The organism is Aliiglaciecola sp. 2_MG-2023 (assembly GCF_030548145.1).
In the GTDB taxonomy this organism is placed as follows: Bacteria; Pseudomonadota; Gammaproteobacteria; order Enterobacterales; family Alteromonadaceae; genus Aliiglaciecola; species Aliiglaciecola lipolytica_A.
Map to the genome: position 1 here is coordinate 34,717 of NZ_JAUORY010000019.1, position 20,956 is coordinate 55,672.

Genomic DNA, 20,956 nt, shown 5'->3' on the forward strand with positions numbered 1-20,956 from the left:
GCTAAAGCGCTTTAAATCGATTGCGGGCATCTTTGTAGTCATAGTGGGCATGTTCTGAGCCACGATGGTACAAATCATCTAGGTAAGTTTGCTCCTGAGGTAACTCGTCTTCGCTGATTTCGCGCTACTAATGGTTACGACAAAAAAACACACTAATAACAGCACATTGTCTTTGTCGTTTATAAGTATCCATATTGTGTGTTGTTGTTATTTTATATAGATTTTGCAGCTCAAAACTTTGCACATATTTCTCTTTCAATTGTTGTTTATTGAGCTGGATTCTCTTTCTATTAGTTCAAAATCTAAAATATGTCTTAAATCTAAGCTTTTTACATTACTTAAGTCGTTATACTGCCCAGATGCGAGCAGAGTAATAGACAGCTCAGCCATTTCGTTAATGGGCTGTTTTACTGTAGAGATATTTGGCCATACAACGGTTGCAAGTTGTGTATCATCAAAACCAACGACCGAAAGTTCATCAGGAATATTAATACCTTGCTTTTGTGCAATTGAAATAACAGCTGCTGCCATATCATCATTCGCTGCAAAAATAGCGGTAGGCTTATCGTCTAGTGAAAGTAACTTCACCGCTGCTTCCATACCCGATTGATAGGTAAAACTGCCCTGTTCTATATATTCTGGTGGCGTAATTATTTGGTTAGAGCGCAGCGCATCTAAATAACCTTGATAACGTAAACGGCTCACACCTTGTTTAGCGTCGCCAATAATGTGTGCTATTTTGCTATGTCCTTGATTTATTAAGTGTTCTGTCACATCAAATGCAGCTTGATAATCATCCATGCATATATAAGGAGAACGATTTAATTTAGTATCCGGGGTTATTCTTATAAACGGAACCTTTGCTTTTGTGAGTACATCTAAAACCGCTTCATTATCGCACATAGGTGGCAGTAAAATCATGCCATCAACTTGAGTTACATCAATAAGTTGCTTGACCGACTCAATGGTTTTATTAATCTCAGCATGGGCTTCGTCAACCACAAGGTGATAACCTAAAGTTCGGCATTTTTTTAATGCTGCTAACAAAAATTGGCTAATATAAGTATCACTTGGGTTGTCGTATAAAAGCCCTAAAAAGAAAGATTTAGTACTTGCAAGTCGTCTTGCTGACACATTTGGCCGATAATTTAATTGCTCAACAACAGCCATTACTTTTTCGCGGGTTTTAACGCTTACTTTTTTGTCTTGATTGAGCACGCGCGAAACTGTCATCATTGATACACCAGCCTGCTCGGCTACATCTTGAATTCTTGCTCTTTTATGATCAGCCATGTTTACTATTACCTATTCACAATCATTTGATTGTTATATTTAACTTTCTTAATTTTCCATTATACCTAATTGCAAAGCTTGAACCTGTTTACAGCATTCTTGAAATGATTACTTATTGACAAAGTCCAATACTACACCGAAAATGTTAGCGCTAACAATAAAATAATACTATTGAGACTTAATAAATAAAAACTTAAAAGGTCGATACCATGAGCATGTTGCAAAACCCAATACTAAGAGGCTTTAACCCAGATCCCAACATTGTCAGAGTTAATGACGACTATTACATTGCTACCTCAACATTTGAATGGTTTGGTGGTGTGCAAATTCATCACTCTACCGATTTAGTAAATTGGCGAATTATAGGCCAAGCGCTTAATTCGATTGAGCAACTCGACATGCGCGGAGTACCCGACTCATGCGGCGTGTGGGCACCACAACTTAGCTATACTAATGGCCGATTTTATTTAGTGTATACCAATGTAAAAAGTTTTGATGGTCCGTGGAAAGACACCCCTAATTACTTTGTATCAACCGACGATATAACCGGCAAATGGTCTCAGGCTACTCACTTAAACTCAAGTGGTTTTGATCCATCTATTTTTCATGATGATGACGGCAAAAGCTATTTATTAAACATGCTGGTTGATCACCGCAGCAACGCATTTTTTGGTGGTATAGTTATGCAAGAGCTTTGTTTAGAAACGAATAAATTAGTTGGCGACGTTAAGCTCATTTTTGCCGGCACAGAGCTTGGCTGTACCGAAGGTCCGCACATTTTAAAACGCGATGATTACTACTATTTGATCACTGCTGAAGGCGGCACCGGGTACGAGCACTGTATTAGCGTGGCGCGTTCTAAAAACGTATTTGGCCCATACGACGTACATCCGCATAACCCAGTTATCACAGCAGTTAATGAGCCTAGTAATCCGCTACAAAAATGTGGCCATGGCGACTTTTTTCAAACACAGAACGGTGATTGGTACACGGTATTTTTAACCTCAAGACCGCTGTCTGAGCGCGGTCGCTGTATTACAGGTCGTGAAACAGGGATTGAGCAAATAATTTGGAATGACGATGGTTGGCCCACCGCAAAACACGCAAACAAAGCCCCTAGGTTGCAGGTACCTGTTGAAGGCTTAACACTAAATCCACAGCCTCAACCTAGTAGACATATTGATTTTAGCAAAAATGAGCTTACTGTTGATTTTCAATCATTGCGCATACCCATGTGCAAGAGTTGGGTATATAAAAATGCCCAAAAATCATCGCTCACTCTAGTGGGAAAAGAATCTCTAAGCTCATTACACCAGCAAAGTTTTATTGCTCGACGTGTGCAGGCTCATCATACAATTAGCACAACGCATGTTGATTTTATGCCGACAAGTTTTCAGCAAATGGCGGGGTTGGCGTGTTATTACAACACCGCACATTACTACTATTTGCATATCTGTGGCGGCGATGTGGGCGATGAAACCTCACCGCGTTATTTAAATATAATAAGCTGCGATAAATATCAAACAAGCACACCGATTGCGCCGCTTAAACTAAACACTGATGGACCTATATATTTAAAAGCTGATTTTAATGGGGCGCAACTGCAGTTTTACTATGCCATTGAGGAAAATTGCTGGATAAAATTTGGCCCTACGCTCGATGGCAGTATTTTATCTGACGATTACGTACAGCAATCACCGCAAGGGTATCGCCCCTGCTTTACAGGGGCATTTGTAGGAATGGCATGCCAAGATTTATCGGGGCAAAATAAAGAAGCACACTTTTCATTTTTCAATTATGACGAACCTAGCGGCGAATAAATCACCGCCAGTTCAGTCTAATGACTTATTTAGAACAACGCTTTAATGCGTTCCATTTGCGATTGTAAAAGTAAACTTTGAGAGTGACTCATAATATCACTCTCTCGTTTATTTTCACTCAGTAAGCGCCCAACTTCTTGGGCTTCAAAGCTATAACCTTGGGACTGCCTGCCATCTTCAAAATGCTCAATTAAATCATCAAGCTCATACAATGAGCACTCGTAAGCTCTAAACGCATCGGGTATTTTTATATAGCCTTTATCGCCAATAATATACGCGCTATTTCCTAACCGGCATTGAAATGACGTTGCTAAGCTCACCATTACATCACCACAATTGGCGGTAATAAGTACATCATCTTCCACGCCTTTGTATCGAATATTCGCTCTTACGTGCAAATTTTCAAGGTCGCTATTTAAAAAGTAATTGGCAATCGCGAGCGGGTAAATTCCCATATCAAGTAAGCACCCGCCAGCTAATTCAGGATTATATTCACGCCCGTCGGGATTAAAAGGGACAGGGTAACCAAAGTCAGCTTTTACATGCTTAATCGTGCCAATCCTCCCTTGCTCTACCCATAGTTTTGCTTTTTGCATTGCAGGTAAAAAGTACGTCCACATGGCTTCCATTAAAAATACGTCGTGCTTTTTAGCCAATATAGACAGCTGCTTACACTCATCAACCGAAACCGTAATGGGCTTCTCGCACAATACATGTTTGCCTGCCTTAATGGCATCACTGGCATTTTCGAAATGAAAGTTATGTGGTGTCGCAATGTAAACTACATCAACATCTTTATCGTCAAATAACGTCTGATATCCTTCATAAGCATGTGTTGCCCCATACTTACTAGCAAATGCATTTGCATCATTCCCACTTCTTGCGGCAACGGCATACGCAACTCCGCTGTTGGTATGTGCTAAGTCTTCACAAAATTGTGAAGCAATTCGACCGCAGCCAATAATACCCCAGTTTATTTTTTTCATACTGTTTCCTTATGATCTTAAAAAGAAATTTAAGTTAACCTTAATAATCACACAACCATTGAAAATAAATTGTTATCGCCAGTTTAAAAAACCAGCTTGACTTAACAATACCAAATCATTAATGTTAGCGCTAACAATACAACAACATTTGAGTATAACAATTTATGTTCCTTGGTATCGATTTAGGCACTTCGGGTGTAAAAGTAATTATTTTAGACGAGCAAGACCGTTTACTTGCTCAAGCGAGCGGATCTTTGAGCGTTTCACGCCCTGCACCACTATTTTCTGAGCAAAATCCTGCGGATTGGTGGCTTGCTACATGCACCGCTATTGAGGAGCTCAAAAATACTCACTCTGCACTACTACAATCCGTAAAAGCGATTGGGCTTTCTGGTCAAATGCATGGCGCTACGTTACTTGATAAAGACAATAAAGTTATCCGCCCTGCCATTCTATGGAACGACGGACGCAGTGCATCACAATGCTTAGAACTTGAAAAACGCGAACCCAACTCTCGAAGCATTACTGGCAACATTGCAATGCCAGGTTTTACTGCGCCTAAATTGGTGTGGTTAAAAGAGTATGAGCCTGAAAACTTTGCAAAAGTCGCTAAAGTATTACTGCCAAAAGACTATCTACGCTTTTTAATGACTGGCGATTTTGCATCAGATATGTCTGACTCTGCAGGAACACTGTGGCTAGATGTTGAAAAAAGAGCATGGTCAGAAAAAATGCTTACTGCAACCGACTTAACCGAACAACACATGCCTACTCTTTTTGAAGGCACAGAAATTACCGGCACGTTAACAGCTGACGTTGCGGCTAAATGGGGCATGCAACAAGTGCCTGTGATTGCCGGTGGTGGCGATAATGCTGCGGGTGCGGCGGGTGTAGGTGTTATTACGCCAAATAAAGCATTTCTATCATTAGGTACTTCGGGCGTTTACTTTGTCGCCAACGAAAAATATCTGCCTAACCCAGAGGGCGCAGTACATACTTTTTGCCATTGCATTGCAAACACTTGGCACCAAATGTCAGTGGTGTTAAGCGCAGCAAGCTGTTTAACCTGGGTAACTAAATTAACCAATTTTGAAAGCGAAAGCGCACTGCTTGAACAAGTTAGCAAATGTGACTTTAGCAAACCAAGTTCAGTGATATTTTTACCATATTTAGCAGGCGAGCGTACCCCCCATAATAACCCTGAAGCTAAAGGCGTGTTTTTTGGTTTAGACAGTGATACCGATGCCGCCGTCCTTGGCCGTGCAGTTTTAGAAGGCGTCGCTTTTGCCTTTGCCGATGGCCAGCAAGTACTGCTTGATGCTGGCGCACAAATTGATGATGTCACTGTCATCGGAGGTGGTGCGAAGAGCCCTCTATGGGGAAAAATCATCGCAAGCGTACTAAACCGTCCGCTAATTTACCGAGAAAGCTCAGAAGTTGGCCCAGCATTTGGCGCTGCGAGACTTGCTCGAATAGGGGTAGAACAAATCCCTGCACAACAAGTATGTGTGAATGGAAAAGTAACGAAAACCATCGAGCCAGATACAGTTATGCAAGATTTTTACACACAGCAATACAAAACATACAAAGCACTTTATCAAAGTGTAAAAGCATATTTTTAATACAATAATTTAAGATTAATGGAGCACATTATGAGCGAGCAATTTTTTACTAACGTTGAAAAAATAAAATTTGAGGGTGAAAACTCTAAAAACCCATTTGCATTTCGTTATTACGACGAAAACAAAGTCGTTCTTGGCAAAACAATGAAAGAACATTTACGTTTTGCAGCCTGTTACTGGCATAACTTTTGTTCTACGGGATTTGATATTTTTGGTGAAGGTACGTTCGATCGTCCTTGGATCCAACCTGTGGGCAATCAACTTGAACTTGCAGAACAAAAAGTAAAAGTAGCCTTTGAATTTTATGAAAAACTAGGCGTACCTTACTTTTGTTTTCATGATGTTGATATTGCCCCTGAAGGTGCAACATTGCAAGAAAGCCACGATAACGTAACGCACATAGCAAACATTATTGAAAAAGAAATGCAACGTACCGGTGTAAAACTACTTTGGGGTACTGCTAACTTATTCTCAAACAAGCGTTTTTGTGCTGGTGGAGCAACTAACCCAAACCCAGACACTTATGCATACGCAGCAGCGCAGGTGAAACATGCTATGGAAGTTACCCATCGTTTAGGCGGTGAAAACTATGTACTTTGGGGGGGGCGTGAAGGTTACGATACGCTACTAAATACAGATCTTGCACAAGAAAGCGAACAGTACGCACGCTTCTTAAAAATGGTTGTTGAGCACAAGAAAAAAATTGGTTTTAAAGGCACATTACTAATTGAACCAAAACCACAAGAACCAACTAAGCATCAGTACGATTACGATACTGCAACAGTTGCAGGATTTTTATATAAGCACGGATTACAAGACGAAATTAAAGTAAACATTGAAGCGAACCATGCAACACTCGCAGGTCATAGTTTCCACCACGAAATTGCAGTTGCATGTGCCGAAGGCATTATGGGTAGCATTGATGCTAACCGTGGCGACATGCAAAACGGTTGGGATACAGACCAATTCCCTAATGATGTAGCAGAATGTACGCTCGTTATGTACGAAATTTTAAAAATAGGTGGTTTAACGACCGGTGGCTTTAACTTTGATACTAAGCTACGTCGTCAATCATGTGAACGCGATGACTTATTTATTGGTCACATTGGCGGTATGGATACGATGGCTAAAGCATTACTCAATGCAGCAGCTATGCTTGAAGGTGGCGAACTCATTGATTTTGTTGAAAAACGCTACGCAGGTTGGAAAGACGACCTAGGTCAAAGCATTCTTAAAGGCGAACAGTCACTAGATAGCCTTGCCGCGCTAGTACACGAAAAAAATATCGATCCTAAGCAAGTTTCTGGTCGTCAGGAACTACTTGAGAATATTGTTAACCGCTACGTTTAAGGACATCGCCTTGGCTTTAAAGCCAAGGCGTACATCATTATGAATTTGTTAGAACAACTCAAAAAAGTAACCACAGTCGTTGCCGACAGTGGTGATGTAGAGTCAATCAAAGCCTTACAACCAGTTGACGCCACAACTAACCCATCATTAATTTTACAAGCTGCAAAATTACCTCAGTATAAACATTTAATTGATGATGCAATTAAAAAAGCTGGCAATGACGTTGACGCAATTTGCGACCAACTAATTGTTAATTTCGGTTGTGAAATATTAAAAGTGATACCAGGGCGTATATCAAGTGAAGTAGATGCGCGTTTATCCTTTGATACCCAAGCTAGTATAGCCAAAGGGCGTAAACTCATTTCGCTTTACGAGCATGCCGGTATTTCAAAAGACCGCGTTCTTATTAAGCTTGCTTCAACATGGGAAGGTATTAAAGCCGCTGAGGAACTAGAAAAAGAAGGTATTAAGTGTAACTTAACGCTGCTTTTTTCTATGGCTCAGGCAATCGCCTGTGCACAAGCAAATGTAACGCTTATATCACCGTTTGTTGGTCGTATTCTTGATTGGTATAAAGCCCATGAAAACAAAAACTACACCCCAAACGAAGATCCCGGTGTGCAATCGGTTACGGGTATTTATCAGTACTACAAAAAATACGATTATAAAACCGTGGTAATGGGCGCAAGCTTTAGAAACATTGAAGAAATAATCGAACTTGCTGGCTGCGATTTACTGACTATATCGCCAGCACTGTTAAATAGTTTACAAAGCCAAGAAGGTGAACTGGTTACTAAGCTTGACGCTGCAAACATTACAAAAGCACCGCGAAGTGAAATAACCGAGCTTACCCATCAGCAGTTTTTATGGCAGCACAACGAAGATGCTATGGCCAGTGAAAAGCTCGGTGAAGGTATTCGTAACTTTGCTAAAGACCAGCGTATTTTAGCTAAGTTGGTTGAAGACTTACTAAACTAAATCCCTATAAGCCTGCCCAATTACGCGCAGGCTTTTTTAATGATATTTAAGGTAATATATGACTCAGCTTTCTTCTCGTGCCCCCTTTGCAAATGCCATTCGCGCACTCAGCATGGATGCGGTCCAGCAAGCAAACTCAGGGCATCCGGGCGCACCGATGGGTATGGCCGATATAGCCGAAGTACTGTGGAACGACTTTTTAAACCACAATCCAAACGATCCAAATTGGCCAAACCGAGACCGCTTTGTACTCAGTAACGGTCACGGATCTATGCTTATTTATTCTTTATTGCATTTAAGTGGGTACGAACTACCACTAAGCGAGCTTAAACAATTTAGGCAAATGCATTCAAAAACCCCAGGTCACCCTGAATACGGTTATACCCCAGGTGTTGAAACAACAACAGGCCCGCTTGGCGCAGGTGTATCAAATGCAGTGGGCATGGCTATTGCCGAAAAAGCCCTCGCCGCACAATTTAACAAAGAGAGTTTTGATATAGTAGATCATTACACTTACTGTTTTATGGGCGATGGCTGTTTAATGGAAGGCATATCGCACGAAGCATGTTCGCTTGCAGGCACATTAGGCCTAGGTAAACTTATTGCCTTTTGGGATGATAATGGCATATCCATCGACGGTCACGTAGAAGGCTGGTTTACCGACGATACAGCGAAACGCTTTGATGCTTATGGCTGGCATGTAATAACAGATATTGACGGACACGACCCTGAGCAAATAGCTAACGCCATTTCACAAGCTAAACAAGTAAGCGATAAACCCACCCTACTTTGTTGTAAAACTGTGATTGGTTATGGCTCACCAAATAAATCAGGCTCGCACGATTGCCATGGCTCGCCACTGGGTAATGATGAAATAGCGGCTGCGCGCAAATTTTTAAATCTACCACGTGAAGCATTTAGTATCAGCGATGATATTTACGCCCATTGGGACGCAAAAAAAAGCGGTGATGAAAAACAACAGCAATGGCAGCAACTGTTTAGCGATTACGCCAGCCGCTACCCTGAGCTTGCCAAAGAATTTGAGCGCCGCGTTATTAAACGTACTCTGCCTGAAAACTTTGAAGACATTGCAAATAACTATATTGCACAATGCAATAAAGACGCGGCCAACATTGCCACCCGTAAAGCATCGCAAAACACTATTGAAGCCTTTGCCCCGTATTTACCAGAGTTACTGGGTGGCTCTGCCGATTTAGCCGGTTCTAACTTAACACTTTGGTCTGGCTCTAAAGGCATAAGCGCAGATGACGCCAGCGGTAATTACCTGTTTTATGGTGTGCGCGAATTTGGTATGAGCGGCATTATGAATGGCATATCTCTGCACTCTGGCTTTATTAATTACGGTGCAACATTTTTAATGTTTATGGAATATGCCCGTAACGCAGTAAGAATGTCGGCACTCATGGGTATTCAAAATATATTTGTGTATACTCATGACTCGATTGGCCAAGGTGAAGACGGTCCAACTCACCAACCTATTGAGCAACTAGCCAATCTGCGTATGACGCCAAACCTTGTAACATGGCGCCCATGTGATGCGGTAGAAACCGCCGTTTCGTGGAAAAACGCAATACAAAATCAGCAACAACCTACAGCACTTATTTTTAGTCGCCAAGGGCTAAACCACCAGCCACGTACAGCTCAGCAAATTAACGACATAGAAAAAGGCGGCTATATACTTAGCGATAGTAGTAAAGCGCCTGAGCTTATTTTAATTGCAACGGGATCTGAGGTTGATTTAGCAATACAAGCCGCAAAAGAGCTCACAACTCAAGGTGTTGCAGTACGTGTAGTTTCAATGCCAAGCACGACCTTGTTTGATCAGCAATCAGATGATTACAAGCAAAGTGTATTACCAAATTCGGTAGTAAACCGCATTGCAATTGAAACATCACACCAAGATTTCTGGTTTAAATATGTTGGCTTACAAGGCAAAGTGATTGGTATGAGCACCTTTGGTGAGTCGGCGCCAGGTAACGTGTTATTAGCGCACTTTGGCTTTACCACCCAAAATGTAGTGAGTACCGCGCAGGCGTTAATAGAAGCCAACACTTAATAACAAATTTTGTCCAATTAATGCGCTAAGCCTCCCAAAACTCGGCGCATTTTCATAGTTAAATAACAAAGGTGAATTATGAAATACTTACTATTAATTATGCTCTTTAGTGCTAGTACTAGTTTTAATACATGGGCAAATGACACCCAAAATGATGAATTAATGCTAACGATTTTTTTAAAGCACGACCAATCAAAAAACCTCCCTGAAATAAAACAAATACTCAACGACGCTAACTTTTACAAACACTTCCCGCCAGAGGGCGCAACGGTAGAATCTTGGAAAGTAATGATGGGCATAGGGCAAGTAGTGACATTACGTTTCCCAGCAGCGCTATTACCAAAAGTAAACTTATCAATAGAACGTTATGGTTGGAAAGCCTACAGCACTGAGTTTTATCCAACATACGACCTTTACCCAATCGTAAAAGAAGAAATAAAAAAGGCCAGAATGAATAATTAGAAAAAAGTGAAAACCATGACAACTTCAATTGTTCAATACACACTAAGTAATGAGGCAAACGACACTATTTCTATTATTAACTACGGTGCCCGGCTTACCAGCTGGGTTACCCATGTTGATAATAAAAAGCGCAATATCATACTTGGCTACGCTAATATTAATGACTATTTGAGCGATCCGTTTTACTTGGGTTCTGTAGCCGGGCCTTATGCAAACAGATTAAGTAACGCTCAAATACACATTGATAATATAGCCTATGCGCTTAATAAAAACGAAGGCACCAACCAACTCCATGGTGGTGACAAAGCATTAAGCGACTTATTTTGGCAACTCGATTACCATTAAAAAGATGCGCTAAGTTTAAGTATTACCCTACCCAATGGTTACAACGGCTACCCCGGTAAAACCACATTTAATGTGCTATATCGTTTTACAACCAATAGCAAAAATCAAAGTAACCTTGAAATTAAATTTACGATTACCAGTAATAAAAAACTATTGCGGGGCCTACATCGCACCCGTATTTTAATTTAAATGGCATTAATAACTGTGCTCAAGGCCATACGTTAAAACTGGCAGCAGCGCATTATACGCCTGTCGATGCACAGTCCATTCCTACAGGCTCAGTAACGCCGGTTGATAATGCGCCTTTTGACTACACAAGTGCGCGCAAACTCAATAAAGCCGATAAAATTGATCACAACTTTGTGAGCGAACAAACACTCAACCTACAAACCATAAATCAACATGCAGAGCTTACTAGCCCCGACAATAAACTAATGCTTAACGTGCTCTCTAATTACCCTGCTATTCAGGTGTATACAGGGCATCATTTAAAAGATACTTTTAATGCCTTTGACGGTATTTGCCTTGAGCCACAGTTTTGCCCCGACAGCCCTAATAATCCACATTTCCCATTTACCTTTTTAGCCCCAGAACCCCCTCTGCAAACACATATTAATTATTGTTTAACAACACTATAAAACCAAAAAAGGATCGCTATTTAGCGATCCTTTACGGGAGATGAAATTTTATTTGCGATTATAAATCGTTTACAAAGCTTTTCAGTTTTAACTCTCGGTCGATTAATAATGGGTAATCTGTGCGTCCTTGCATTGGCCAATCATTACGCCAAGTGCGTGCATCGCTTACGCCCCAAAATGTCACGCGGCTTATTTTATCGCCATGTTTTTTGAGGATTGCAAACACCTCTTTGTAGCGCTTGCCCAACTGCTTATTTACCTCAGAAGGCAAACCATCAGGGTATGGATTAAAACGCTCTTGCAGGGCAATATCTAACGAAATATCAGCCCCTTGTTCTTCACTTTCTGGGAACGGCAATACCGAAATATCAAGTTCTGTGATCATCACATCAATCCCTGTTGCAGCGTACGCGACAATAGAATCTTCCATTAACGAAAGTTCAGGGTTATCTAACGAATAATGTGCTTGCATTCCAATACCATCTATTTGAATGCCTTTGCTTTGCAAGTTTTTAATAAGCGCTAATGCGCCAGCTCTTTTTTCTGGCTTATACAAGTTGTAATCGTTGTAATATAGCTTGGCATTAGGCGCAGCCTGCTTGGCATATGTAAATGCGTATTCTATAAAGTCATCACCTATAATGGTGCTCCATTTAGACTCGCGCAGCGTGCCGTCTTCGTTAAGGGCTTCGTTTACAACGTCCCAGGCAAAAATGCGGTCCCTATAGCGCCCTGCGACTGTAAAAATGTGGTCTTGCATACGTTTAAGTAATGCTTCCCGAGTAAGCGGCTCGCCTTGTTCATCCTCAAAAACCCAATCTGGTGTTTGTGAATGCCACACTAATGTATGTCCAACTAACTCTTGGTTATTCTCTTGTGCATATTCAACTAAGGCATCAGGGGCTTCAAAATCATACACATCAGGCTGTGGATGAATGCGCTCCCACTTCATTGAGTTTTCAGGAGTAAATGTATTAAATTGCGCCTTTGCCACATTTAAATCATCAGGCAATACACCCAAAATTTGATCACGACTAATGGCAGTACCTATTTTAAAGTGATCTTTAAATCGAGCCTTGAGTGTTGATGGCTCTGGAGCTTTTTCAACAATGGGGGTTGTTGCAGCATTCTGCTCTGTAGAGTTATTACAGCCGAGTGTAAAACTCGACACTCCAAATAAAATAGCGATAATCAGTTTATTTTTGTGCATGTTGTACCTGTTTTCTATTTTTATGTTGCAAAAGTAAATTTAGCACCTAATTGTCAATCAGACCATTACTTTTAAACAAAAATATTTACGAAATTTTGCTATTCAAATGCACAATTTTAGATATAGTCCTTTTGACAACAATTATTTATTAAAATAGACTGAACAATCAATGCCTCCAGTTAGTTTGTTGATCAGAAAAGACATATATGAAAAACAAAACAATAAAGCTGTCATTAATCATTAGCGCATTTATCGTCTCATTGATATTTAGTCTTTATATCCGTGCAGAGCAAACCAGCATCCGCGTTACACCACTAAATTCGACCGATAACGACTGGGTATACCGAATAAAACTAAGCAGTAAATATAACAAGGATAATCACCATGAATCATTCAACAGTTAAACATATAGTAAACGACGTATTGCTGACATCCGTTGCTGCATTTAGTCTTGCATTACCCGTGAGTGCTACAGATAACCCCACGCAACTAACATCAGCGATTGTGAGTCAAAAAGAAGCGCACATCACTCACTACGAAGGCGCTGATTTTCATACTTACTTTTATGGGGATACGCCACTCACTAAGGGCGCTATTACCGGTGTTGCCGTTATTAAACCCCATAACGAAATACACCCCGCTCACCAGCATCCTGATGAAGAATATTTAATGATTATCGAAGGCTCAGGCACTTGGACACTCAATGGAAAAAGCCAACCAGCTAAAGCTGGAGATATTTTATTTGCAGCCCCTAATGACATGCACGGCATTTATAACGACGGCGATATACCGCTTAAATTTGTAGTCGTGAGATATCAAGCTAAGTAAATTTCGGTCGCTTTTAACTGAAATAGATCAAGAGAGTTATGTGCGAAGAGATTAAGTAACACTTCGCTTTAGAAGAAAAATAGCCTGATCTCATATCAGGCTTTTTTATACAAAAAAATAGCCTGCATAAAACAATACAGACTATTTAATCTGGGTTTAATAACTTTTATTTAGCTTAATTACTCTTCTATCAATGTTACCGATACATCATCTACATAAAAGTCTGCAGTGAGTTCATTTGATTCAATATAGAGTAAGGCTACGCTTTCTTCGGTTGTGTACGAATGAGTATAAGTGCCTGTTAGCTGTACCCAGTCACCGGCGGCAACAGTTGTCACAGGCGTTAGCTCAAGGTACTCGGTGCTAGCGTGAGCTATTTCTAGCGTTAATTTGATTCCTGGCGACACTGTAGCACTGTCATCAGATAACTTGACCCAGGCAGAGACTTTATACATTTCACCTGCTGTGAATAAGCCTTTTACATCTTTTTGAATTCCGTTCCATGTTTCTGTTCTCCCTTGCACTAAAGCACTATTATTGCCACTATGCGCCTGTGTTGTTGCGAGCGTAATATTGGCACTGCCTCGAGTTTGCCATGACGTAAGTCCGGCTTCAAAGTCACCATTGGTTAATTTATTTTCAGCCACTGGAGCGTCTACGACTTCAATTAGCTCTTCTAACGCATCTGCAACACCTTGTAATGCTGGCTTTGCCGTGTAATCATTAAAGAATAACAGCGGCCATTCGGTAGTCGGGGCTGGCCAGTTTTGTAACCAGCTATCTCCATCAATTACGCCCCAAAAAGTAATACCACCGCGCTGATCTACAGGCACTGTTTCCAGATATGTTTTAACAACATCGTAGTAATACCGCTTTTGTTCATCAGCCCTTTCACTACTTAGGTAAGTTAAGGGCGTCCCACCTTCGTTGTTCATACGAACATCTAGTTCGGTGATTTTTACTTTGATTTTAGGGCGAATATCAACCACTTTTTGTAGCTGAGCTTGAATTGTTGCAATGTCAGGGCTATTGAGTGAAATATGAGATTGAAAACCTACACCATCAATAGGTACGCCATGAGCGTGAAAATCGTTAACCATCGCTATAACAGCATCTAATTTATCAGCATTCCAAATAAGGTTGTAATCGTTGTAGTATAAATCAGCATCGGGATCGGCTGCTCTTGCGGCTTTAAATGCTAACGGCAAAAATTCAGCGCCTATATTTTCAAACCATACAGATTCATCGGCACTATCATTCGTGGTTTTTTCACCACGGTATTTACCATTTTCCATAAAGGCTTCGTTAACTACATCCCAACTAACAACGGTATCGTTTTCACCTGCCTCTTCAAAGTGGGTGGCGACTTGTGTTATATGCTCTTCCATCATAGTCACCCAATCGTCTCTATCACCTTCGAAGCTTTGCATCCAAGGTGCTATTTGTGAATGCCAAATAAACACATGACCGTGTACAGTGAGTGCATTATCTTTCGCATAGTTAACAAGTTCATCAGCATCATCATAAAAAAACTCGCCTTGCACTGGTTGCATATAAGTAGGCTTCATAATGTTTTCAGCAGATAACTGATTAAAATGCTGTTCAATGATAGTTTTTACTTCTGGTCTGTCTATTATACTGTTATCAAATCCACCGGCAGGAACGGCTGCCCCCAAGTTAAAGCCAGGAGCGATTGCTTTTAAGCTTTGTGCGGTAACCGGGCTATATTGAACCTCAGGTATTTCTTCAGCAGGCACATCCTCTAAAACAAAGCCGGAAAATTCGTCAATATAAATCGGTTTATTGATGTTCTCTGTTTTCGAAAAATGGATCGCTAACCTAATTAAAGAATCAGCTTCTGCCGTGCTTGCTGTCAATGTGATTTTTTGCCACTCACCAGTGAGTGTTTCCTTTACTAAACTGCGTTGACCATATGCAGGCGCGGGGGTTTGCACCCAAAAATCGGCACTGGTACCCTTTTCACCTTTGACCCAAACACTAAACTCATAGTTTGTACCACCAGTGACAAGAATATCTTCATAGGCTATTTCAATACCCCAAGGATTATCCCCTAATGCACTAACAACAACCTCAACAGCTTTTGTGCCTTTATAGCTGTTTAGCCCTTGTTCCGATTCGATTACTTCAATAGTAGAAGCCGCGTTTGGCTCTTGGTCTGGTCTGAATACCCAATTTCCTAGCGGAGACGTTTCACCAGCGGTGTCTTCCTCAAAGCCGCCATTGGCTATTTCTACTGCTACAAGTTCTGGTGTTTCAGGCACTTCGACTATAGGAGTTTCCGCTTCAGAGTCTTCCATGCTGTTATCATCTCCGCATGCCACTAATAGCAACAATAAAGTTGCAAGCCCAGTGTAACAAATGATCGATTTCTTCATTTTTTATTCCTTATACTAAAGCAATAAATGAGTTGTTTTTATCAAGGTGCAATAGTCGTCATGTAAATTCAGCGGTTATAAAAGGCTATTTTTATCGCATTACACACTAGTTTTATTCATTATGACTACAACTTAATTAGATAAAATACAGCTATTTATTCTTCTTTTTATAACATCTCTTATAAAAACAGCGTCTCTCAATAAAAAACAAAAGGGACTATTTTTTTTATTGAGATACTTATAGTTAAGGCTAAAATTAAATTATTTTTATCCTTACATTTTAAATGTAAATATAAAGTTATAAATTTAACTTAAAACCAACACTGTTATAGTCTATTTAACAATAACCATCAAGATCAAAATTTGACCTATTTGTATAATCAGCATCGTGGAGTAGTAATGAAAGAATACTTTGATCGCGGCTGCTTAAGCTTGTTTGCCCTCATAAAATGAGGCATATTTAAAAGCTGTTAATATCTAATGCAATGAGATAATTATTAATTTTATCTGGATGAAATTCCCCAAACACATCGAGTAGGGTGAGGCTTTTACCTAATCCAGCTTTCAGAACTGCGTAAGTATACAAATGAAATGTAATTAAAAACGAACAGCCCTGATATCTAAATAAAAACTATGCTAGAACTCATCCATTTGTTCGAGTCTTTTACCTTTAGTTTCGCTAACAAATTTAAGAACAAATATAATTTGAAAAGCCAGCACACATAGTTAATTCGTTTATTTATCTAAAGGAATAGCATTAAAGTTCTGAGAGTGTAACCAAATAGGGTCATTCATTTCTTGAATATACGCTTCGCGAACAACATTATTTTTCTCTAATCTAGCATCTTTCCAATTGTGCCAAGGGAAATCTAGAAATTTAGCCCAATAGTCCCAATCCCAATTAATATAGCTAATAGCTTTTATTTCAGGATGTTGCTTTACCATATTAAAAAATGGCCCGTACCAAGCGTCCCAGCTTTTTTTACCGTTGTTAACACCTACATGACGAGGAGTTGTTTCGCCGATCATCACCGGTTTTCCATGTTTTGCAGATAACGCATAAAATTTACCAAGCCAAGGATTAGAGATTTCTTCTGGCGAAAATATATCGACTCCCCACCAATCAACATATTCATCTCCAGGATAATATTTCATAAGTTCGTCGAAGGTAATGAAATTTGCAGAACCGCCACCAGAGCACCAAACATAGGCTATTTTTTTAAGTCCTTGATCTCTCGCTTTATTCACTATGCGTTTAAAAGTAGCAACATAAGCATTTGGAGTATATCCATTCCAACTACCTTCAAACTCGTACCCTATTCTTAAATACGCAGGACGATTTAACTCAATAAGTGATTGTATAACTTGGTCAATAGCCTCGTCGAATTCACCACTGGCAGCATCTTCTGCAAGACCTTTTCCTTTATCATTACCACCAGTAAAACTCAAACCAATTTGCAACACGGTATTATGTTTAACTTGGCTATCTATTTCCTTTTTTAATTTACTTTTCCATTTCTCAACTTCCGCACTTCCTTTACTAATACTGACATATGTCATGTAGATAAGTGGTTTATGCTCATCAGTAAATAATGAAGAATAATGATTGAAACTTTCTACGTCCTGACCTGCCCCGTGAATAATTCCACTTTCAGGCTCTAATACTGCACCAAAATACTTGCGAGGCATATATTCAGATACGAAAGCCGCAGAGGCAATTGGTTTTTTTGCCTCAGGTGAATCTATGCCTTCTTGTAGGATCTTTTGGCAACTGGCAATAGCAACCAACACACTTAGAATAAATAATTTAATTTTCATGGTAATAATTTCTTCGCTCTTTGTTTTTCGTCGGCTTCACTAAGGAATCAGCTTCCTATTCTATTGATCCATAATCTCAGGTTGCCATTTGTACTTTCCATTAGCACAAATAGAAACCCAACCAGTTTTTAAATATTTAAATAGAGCTCCTTCTGATTTTACTGGTGCCTAACTAAAATATTTGCACCTTGCTCAAATAAACTTTTTGTTCTTGATAGATAACTCAAGTATCCCTTGACACTTTTAAAACTACACTTTGCCGGATAACCATTGATGAACTTCCCACCATTAATTCTATGTCTCAGGGTTCGACAATAAGCTGCATTTGCGCATCGTAAAACGCCAACATATTTACCGGAAAACTAAATTCGAGCTTCGCCGACTCTTCGGTTTTTAAAGTAACACTCTTAAAGCCTTTTAACTGCTTAACCGGACTGGTAACAGAGGCGAATTTGTCGTGCACAGAAAATTGCACTACTTCCTCGCCATCATGTTGCCCAGTATTAGTTATGTTTACTCTGGCTTTAATGACGCCATTGGCTTGTGCCTTGCTATCGTCGATAATCAAATTTGAATACTTGACTGGACTAAAGAACGCCATATTGATTCAAAAAGTCATCATGCATCGGCATGCCTTCAACCAATATTTTGATGTTCTTGTGTAAGTCGTTAAACGCTTGGCGTAAGTTATCGTTTGCAACTAAGCGACCCATTTGATGATAGCCTTCAACTTTAGCCCCTTGACCCATCATTACTTGGTTCCAAGAATCCACACGAAATAGATCTGCATCATTTTGATACGCGATTGAGGTTTTAGTGTATAGCTCCATCCTATGTCGAAGTGAGTCCGGAATTGCCATAGTTGCAACATGTTGCCAAAAAGGCTCAGGCCGTTGGTTCAAGTTATAATGCAAAATAATGAAGTCTCTTATGCTATTTACCTCACCATCAACGCTATTGTTGTAATGGGTTTGGAGGCTTTCATCCATGCCATTAAAAGGAAACATCTGTACTAATCTTGTTGCTGCTATTTGACTAAGATGAATGCTAGTTGATTCAAGAGGCTCGAGAAAGCCACTAGCAAGGCCCATAGCCACACAATTTTTAAACCAGGCTTTTTTACGTTTACCTGTTTTGAACTTTAACAAACGAGGCTCGGTGATCATATTACCCTCAATGTTATCTGTGAGTAACTGTAGCGCATCTTGTTCAGAATTATATGCACTGCAGAAAACCAAGCCGTTTCCCACTCTGTTTTGCAGAGGGATCCGCCATTGCCAACTAGCATCGTGAGCAATCGATTTTGTGTACGGTGGGATTGGCTGCATTCCTTGGGTTTGCACAGCCCATGCACTATCCATAGGTAACCAATGTGACCAGTCTTCAAACCCCACTCCCAAGGCACCGTTAATGAGTAGTCCTTTGAAGCCAGTACAATCTATAAATAAATCCCCCGCAACACTAGTACCATTACTTAAGACAAGGTGGCTAATATGGTCATTTTTACTATCCATTGTTACGTGCTCAATTGTGCCTTCAATTCGCTTAACGCCCCGCTGTTGACTAAATTCACATAAAAAAGATGCGTATAAACCTGCATCTAAATGATAGGCATAGTTAATGTTGGTTTTATTGTCTATGCCAAATTTGCCTGCTTTAGCCGCTTGAAGTTCGACGCAATAATCTTGTAAGTCGCCAGCCCAACCTAGTGTCTTGGCGTGTTGCCACAAGTGTTGAAAGTCGCCCATCCATGTAGAACGTCCAATCTGACCAAAGGTATGAAAGTAACTATCACCTATATTGCCCCAATTACTAAATTCAATACCTAATTTGAAGGTCGCTTGGGTTTTTTGCAAAAATTTTTGCTCGTCAACGCCAATAAGACGGTGAAAGGCTTTATGTGTCGGTATGGTTGCTTCGCCCACGCCAACGGTTCCAATATCGGCAGATTCAATGAGGGTGATATCAATTAGACTACCCAATTGACTTGATAGGGTCGCTGCTGCTATCCATCCCGCTGTACCGCCACCCGCGATGACCACTTTTTGTGCCTTTTTCATTTGAAACTTCCTATGAGCTAAGCAATAAATACTTGCCAAAACCTTTAGCGATTAATCTTTTTCAACACTTTATTACGCAATACCCGAGAACCTAATTCATCTAAATCGCGTAAGGCTCCCCATGTATGCTGAGGTAAATGTTGTCGTGCCTGCTGCTTGTCTTCAAAAATGTAATATTGAAATAATGCCTGCCATGCGTCTTTTTCACTTTGTGGCCGATCACGCAAACTCAGCATGCCATGTAATAAGGTAGCCATTGGGTCATCAACATAATCAGGAGTGCTATTCCACCAGTAGTTGATCATCACGTTAAAGTCATCTAATGCTTCAACTTGATGCCACCACAATGCAGGATAAACTAACAAGTCGCCTGGCTCTAAGTCTACAATGATTGCATGTTTAAGAGCCTCGCGTGCCTTGGGGTAACGTTCAAAGTCAGGTGCTGAAATATCTACCATACTTAATACTTGTCCACCGGGTGTTGGTTCTAAAGGTCCTGGATATAAGTTGCCACTTTGGGTCGGTGGAAACAAAGTAAATCTGCGCCGACCAAGCATACAGGCCGCAATATTATTTGAAGTATCAAAGTGAGTAACCGCTGTAGTTTTATTACCAAGCCAAATTCCAGCTTGGGCTGAATGCCCAGAAAGGTTGTTATGATCGATGGGTAAATTAGTCTTCAGTAGTTCTGGAAAATAGTCATTCAGTCTGGCTGAGCCGATATAAAAAGCCTTGTTACTATGAGTCTGCTGTTCCTGTTCTATATCGTTAAAAAAATCTGTTAATTGCGCAAAGTTTGTTGTGAAGTTCATTCCATCAAATTGTGCGTTATAGAAAAATCGACCTTTTGCCTCAGCTTCGCATTGATAAACCAACATAGGTTTTTGCGTATAAAAAGCTTTTAAATACTCTTGTGCCAAGCTTAATGAGTGTTTGCCTTTAAGTACTAAAGGAGAGTCAGCAATCGCACCTTTTATTAAACATGGTCGCCCTAATTCAGTCAGGGCATTAAAGTCTATTTCATTAAACTGACACGCTTTAATTGTATGGAGGGTATTATCATAGTTCATTGT

18 protein-coding genes and 1 pseudogene are annotated in these 20,956 nt (G+C 40.3%); 10 read left to right on the top strand and 9 right to left on the bottom strand.

The genetic code is table 11. The features are described from left to right. Nucleotide 1: 1 nt before the first annotated feature. Nucleotides 2–124, bottom strand: a pseudogene (locus Q4567_RS16715) (DNA polymerase III subunit epsilon); the annotation flags it as partial. Nucleotides 125–255: 131 nt separating this feature from the next. Continuing rightward, nucleotides 256–1,293, bottom strand: a complete 1,038-nt coding sequence (locus Q4567_RS16720) for a LacI family DNA-binding transcriptional regulator (RefSeq protein ID WP_216050187.1) — start codon at nucleotides 1,291–1,293, stop codon at nucleotides 256–258. A 209-nt stretch (nucleotides 1,294–1,502) separates the two neighbouring features. On the opposite strand from Q4567_RS16720, the gene Q4567_RS16725 reads away from it, so the two are divergent. After that, nucleotides 1,503–3,113, top strand: coding sequence for a glycoside hydrolase family 43 protein (locus Q4567_RS16725; protein ID WP_303501168.1), 1,611 nt, complete (start codon nucleotides 1,503–1,505; stop codon nucleotides 3,111–3,113). Nucleotides 3,114–3,142: 29 nt separating this feature from the next. On the opposite strand, the gene Q4567_RS16730 is transcribed toward Q4567_RS16725, so the two are convergent. Further along, complete coding sequence (locus Q4567_RS16730) at nucleotides 3,143–4,099, bottom strand: Gfo/Idh/MocA family protein (RefSeq protein WP_303501170.1); 957 nt, start codon at nucleotides 4,097–4,099, stop codon at nucleotides 3,143–3,145. A gap of 164 nt (nucleotides 4,100–4,263) precedes the next feature. On the opposite strand from Q4567_RS16730, the gene xylB reads away from it, so the two are divergent. From xylB to Q4567_RS16765, 7 genes are all read left to right on the top strand, one after another. Continuing rightward, nucleotides 4,264–5,721 (top strand): xylulokinase, encoded by a 1,458-nt coding sequence (gene xylB, locus Q4567_RS16735; RefSeq protein WP_303501171.1) that lies wholly within the window; start codon nucleotides 4,264–4,266, stop codon nucleotides 5,719–5,721. A 30-nt stretch (nucleotides 5,722–5,751) separates the two neighbouring features. Beyond that, nucleotides 5,752–7,071 carry a xylose isomerase gene (gene xylA, locus Q4567_RS16740; RefSeq protein ID WP_216050183.1) on the top strand — a complete coding sequence of 440 codons (1,320 nt, stop codon included), beginning with the start codon at nucleotides 5,752–5,754 and terminating at the stop codon, nucleotides 7,069–7,071. Between the two features lie 39 nt (nucleotides 7,072–7,110). Further along, on the top strand, nucleotides 7,111–8,049 hold the full coding sequence (gene tal / locus Q4567_RS16745; RefSeq protein ID WP_216050182.1) for a transaldolase: 939 nt from the start codon (nucleotides 7,111–7,113) through the stop codon (nucleotides 8,047–8,049). A gap of 58 nt (nucleotides 8,050–8,107) precedes the next feature. Continuing rightward, nucleotides 8,108–10,126, top strand: coding sequence for a transketolase (gene tkt / locus Q4567_RS16750; RefSeq protein ID WP_303501172.1), 2,019 nt, complete (start codon nucleotides 8,108–8,110; stop codon nucleotides 10,124–10,126). A gap of 78 nt (nucleotides 10,127–10,204) precedes the next feature. Continuing rightward, complete coding sequence (locus Q4567_RS16755) at nucleotides 10,205–10,588, top strand: hypothetical protein (protein WP_216050180.1); 384 nt, start codon at nucleotides 10,205–10,207, stop codon at nucleotides 10,586–10,588. A gap of 15 nt (nucleotides 10,589–10,603) precedes the next feature. Next, nucleotides 10,604–10,933, top strand: a complete 330-nt coding sequence (locus Q4567_RS16760) for a hypothetical protein (protein ID WP_252729374.1) — start codon at nucleotides 10,604–10,606, stop codon at nucleotides 10,931–10,933. Nucleotides 10,934–11,127: 194 nt separating this feature from the next. Beyond that, nucleotides 11,128–11,571: a hypothetical protein gene (locus Q4567_RS16765; RefSeq protein ID WP_303501199.1), complete on the top strand. Its 444-nt coding sequence runs from the start codon at nucleotides 11,128–11,130 to the stop codon at nucleotides 11,569–11,571. A gap of 58 nt (nucleotides 11,572–11,629) precedes the next feature. On the opposite strand, the gene Q4567_RS16770 is transcribed toward Q4567_RS16765, so the two are convergent. Continuing rightward, complete coding sequence (locus Q4567_RS16770; RefSeq protein ID WP_303501173.1) at nucleotides 11,630–12,781, bottom strand: endo-1,4-beta-xylanase; 1,152 nt, start codon at nucleotides 12,779–12,781, stop codon at nucleotides 11,630–11,632. A gap of 206 nt (nucleotides 12,782–12,987) precedes the next feature. Here Q4567_RS16770 and Q4567_RS16775 point away from each other — a divergent pair, with 206 nt between their 5' ends. Next, complete coding sequence (locus Q4567_RS16775) at nucleotides 12,988–13,185, top strand: hypothetical protein (RefSeq protein ID WP_303501174.1); 198 nt, start codon at nucleotides 12,988–12,990, stop codon at nucleotides 13,183–13,185. Next, complete coding sequence (locus Q4567_RS16780) at nucleotides 13,166–13,609, top strand: cupin domain-containing protein (protein ID WP_216050178.1); 444 nt, start codon at nucleotides 13,166–13,168, stop codon at nucleotides 13,607–13,609. The genes Q4567_RS16775 and Q4567_RS16780 overlap by 20 nt, the downstream gene beginning before the upstream one ends. A gap of 179 nt (nucleotides 13,610–13,788) precedes the next feature. Here the strand turns inward: Q4567_RS16780 and Q4567_RS16785 are convergent, their stop codons facing one another. The 5 genes from Q4567_RS16785 to Q4567_RS16805 all read right to left on the bottom strand — a co-directional run bounded on the left by Q4567_RS16785 (nucleotide 13,789) and on the right by Q4567_RS16805 (nucleotide 20,953). Further along, on the bottom strand, nucleotides 13,789–16,005 hold the full coding sequence (locus Q4567_RS16785) for an endo-1,4-beta-xylanase (RefSeq protein WP_216050177.1): 2,217 nt from the start codon (nucleotides 16,003–16,005) through the stop codon (nucleotides 13,789–13,791). A 735-nt stretch (nucleotides 16,006–16,740) separates the two neighbouring features. Next, nucleotides 16,741–17,823, bottom strand: coding sequence for a glycoside hydrolase family 26 protein (locus tag Q4567_RS16790; protein WP_216050176.1), 1,083 nt, complete (start codon nucleotides 17,821–17,823; stop codon nucleotides 16,741–16,743). A 301-nt stretch (nucleotides 17,824–18,124) separates the two neighbouring features. Further along, the gene (locus Q4567_RS16795) at nucleotides 18,125–18,424 is read right to left on the bottom strand and encodes a fibronectin type III-like domain-contianing protein (protein ID WP_216050175.1); all 300 of its coding nucleotides are present in this window, start codon (nucleotides 18,422–18,424) and stop codon (nucleotides 18,125–18,127) included. Next, nucleotides 18,411–19,883, bottom strand: a complete 1,473-nt coding sequence (locus tag Q4567_RS16800) for a tryptophan halogenase family protein (protein ID WP_303501175.1) — start codon at nucleotides 19,881–19,883, stop codon at nucleotides 18,411–18,413. Before Q4567_RS16800 ends, Q4567_RS16795 begins: the two co-directional genes overlap by 14 nt. 44 nt (nucleotides 19,884–19,927) lie before the next feature. Further along, nucleotides 19,928–20,953, bottom strand: a complete 1,026-nt coding sequence (locus Q4567_RS16805) for a cupin-like domain-containing protein (RefSeq protein ID WP_303501176.1) — start codon at nucleotides 20,951–20,953, stop codon at nucleotides 19,928–19,930. Nucleotides 20,954–20,956 lie beyond the last annotated feature (3 nt).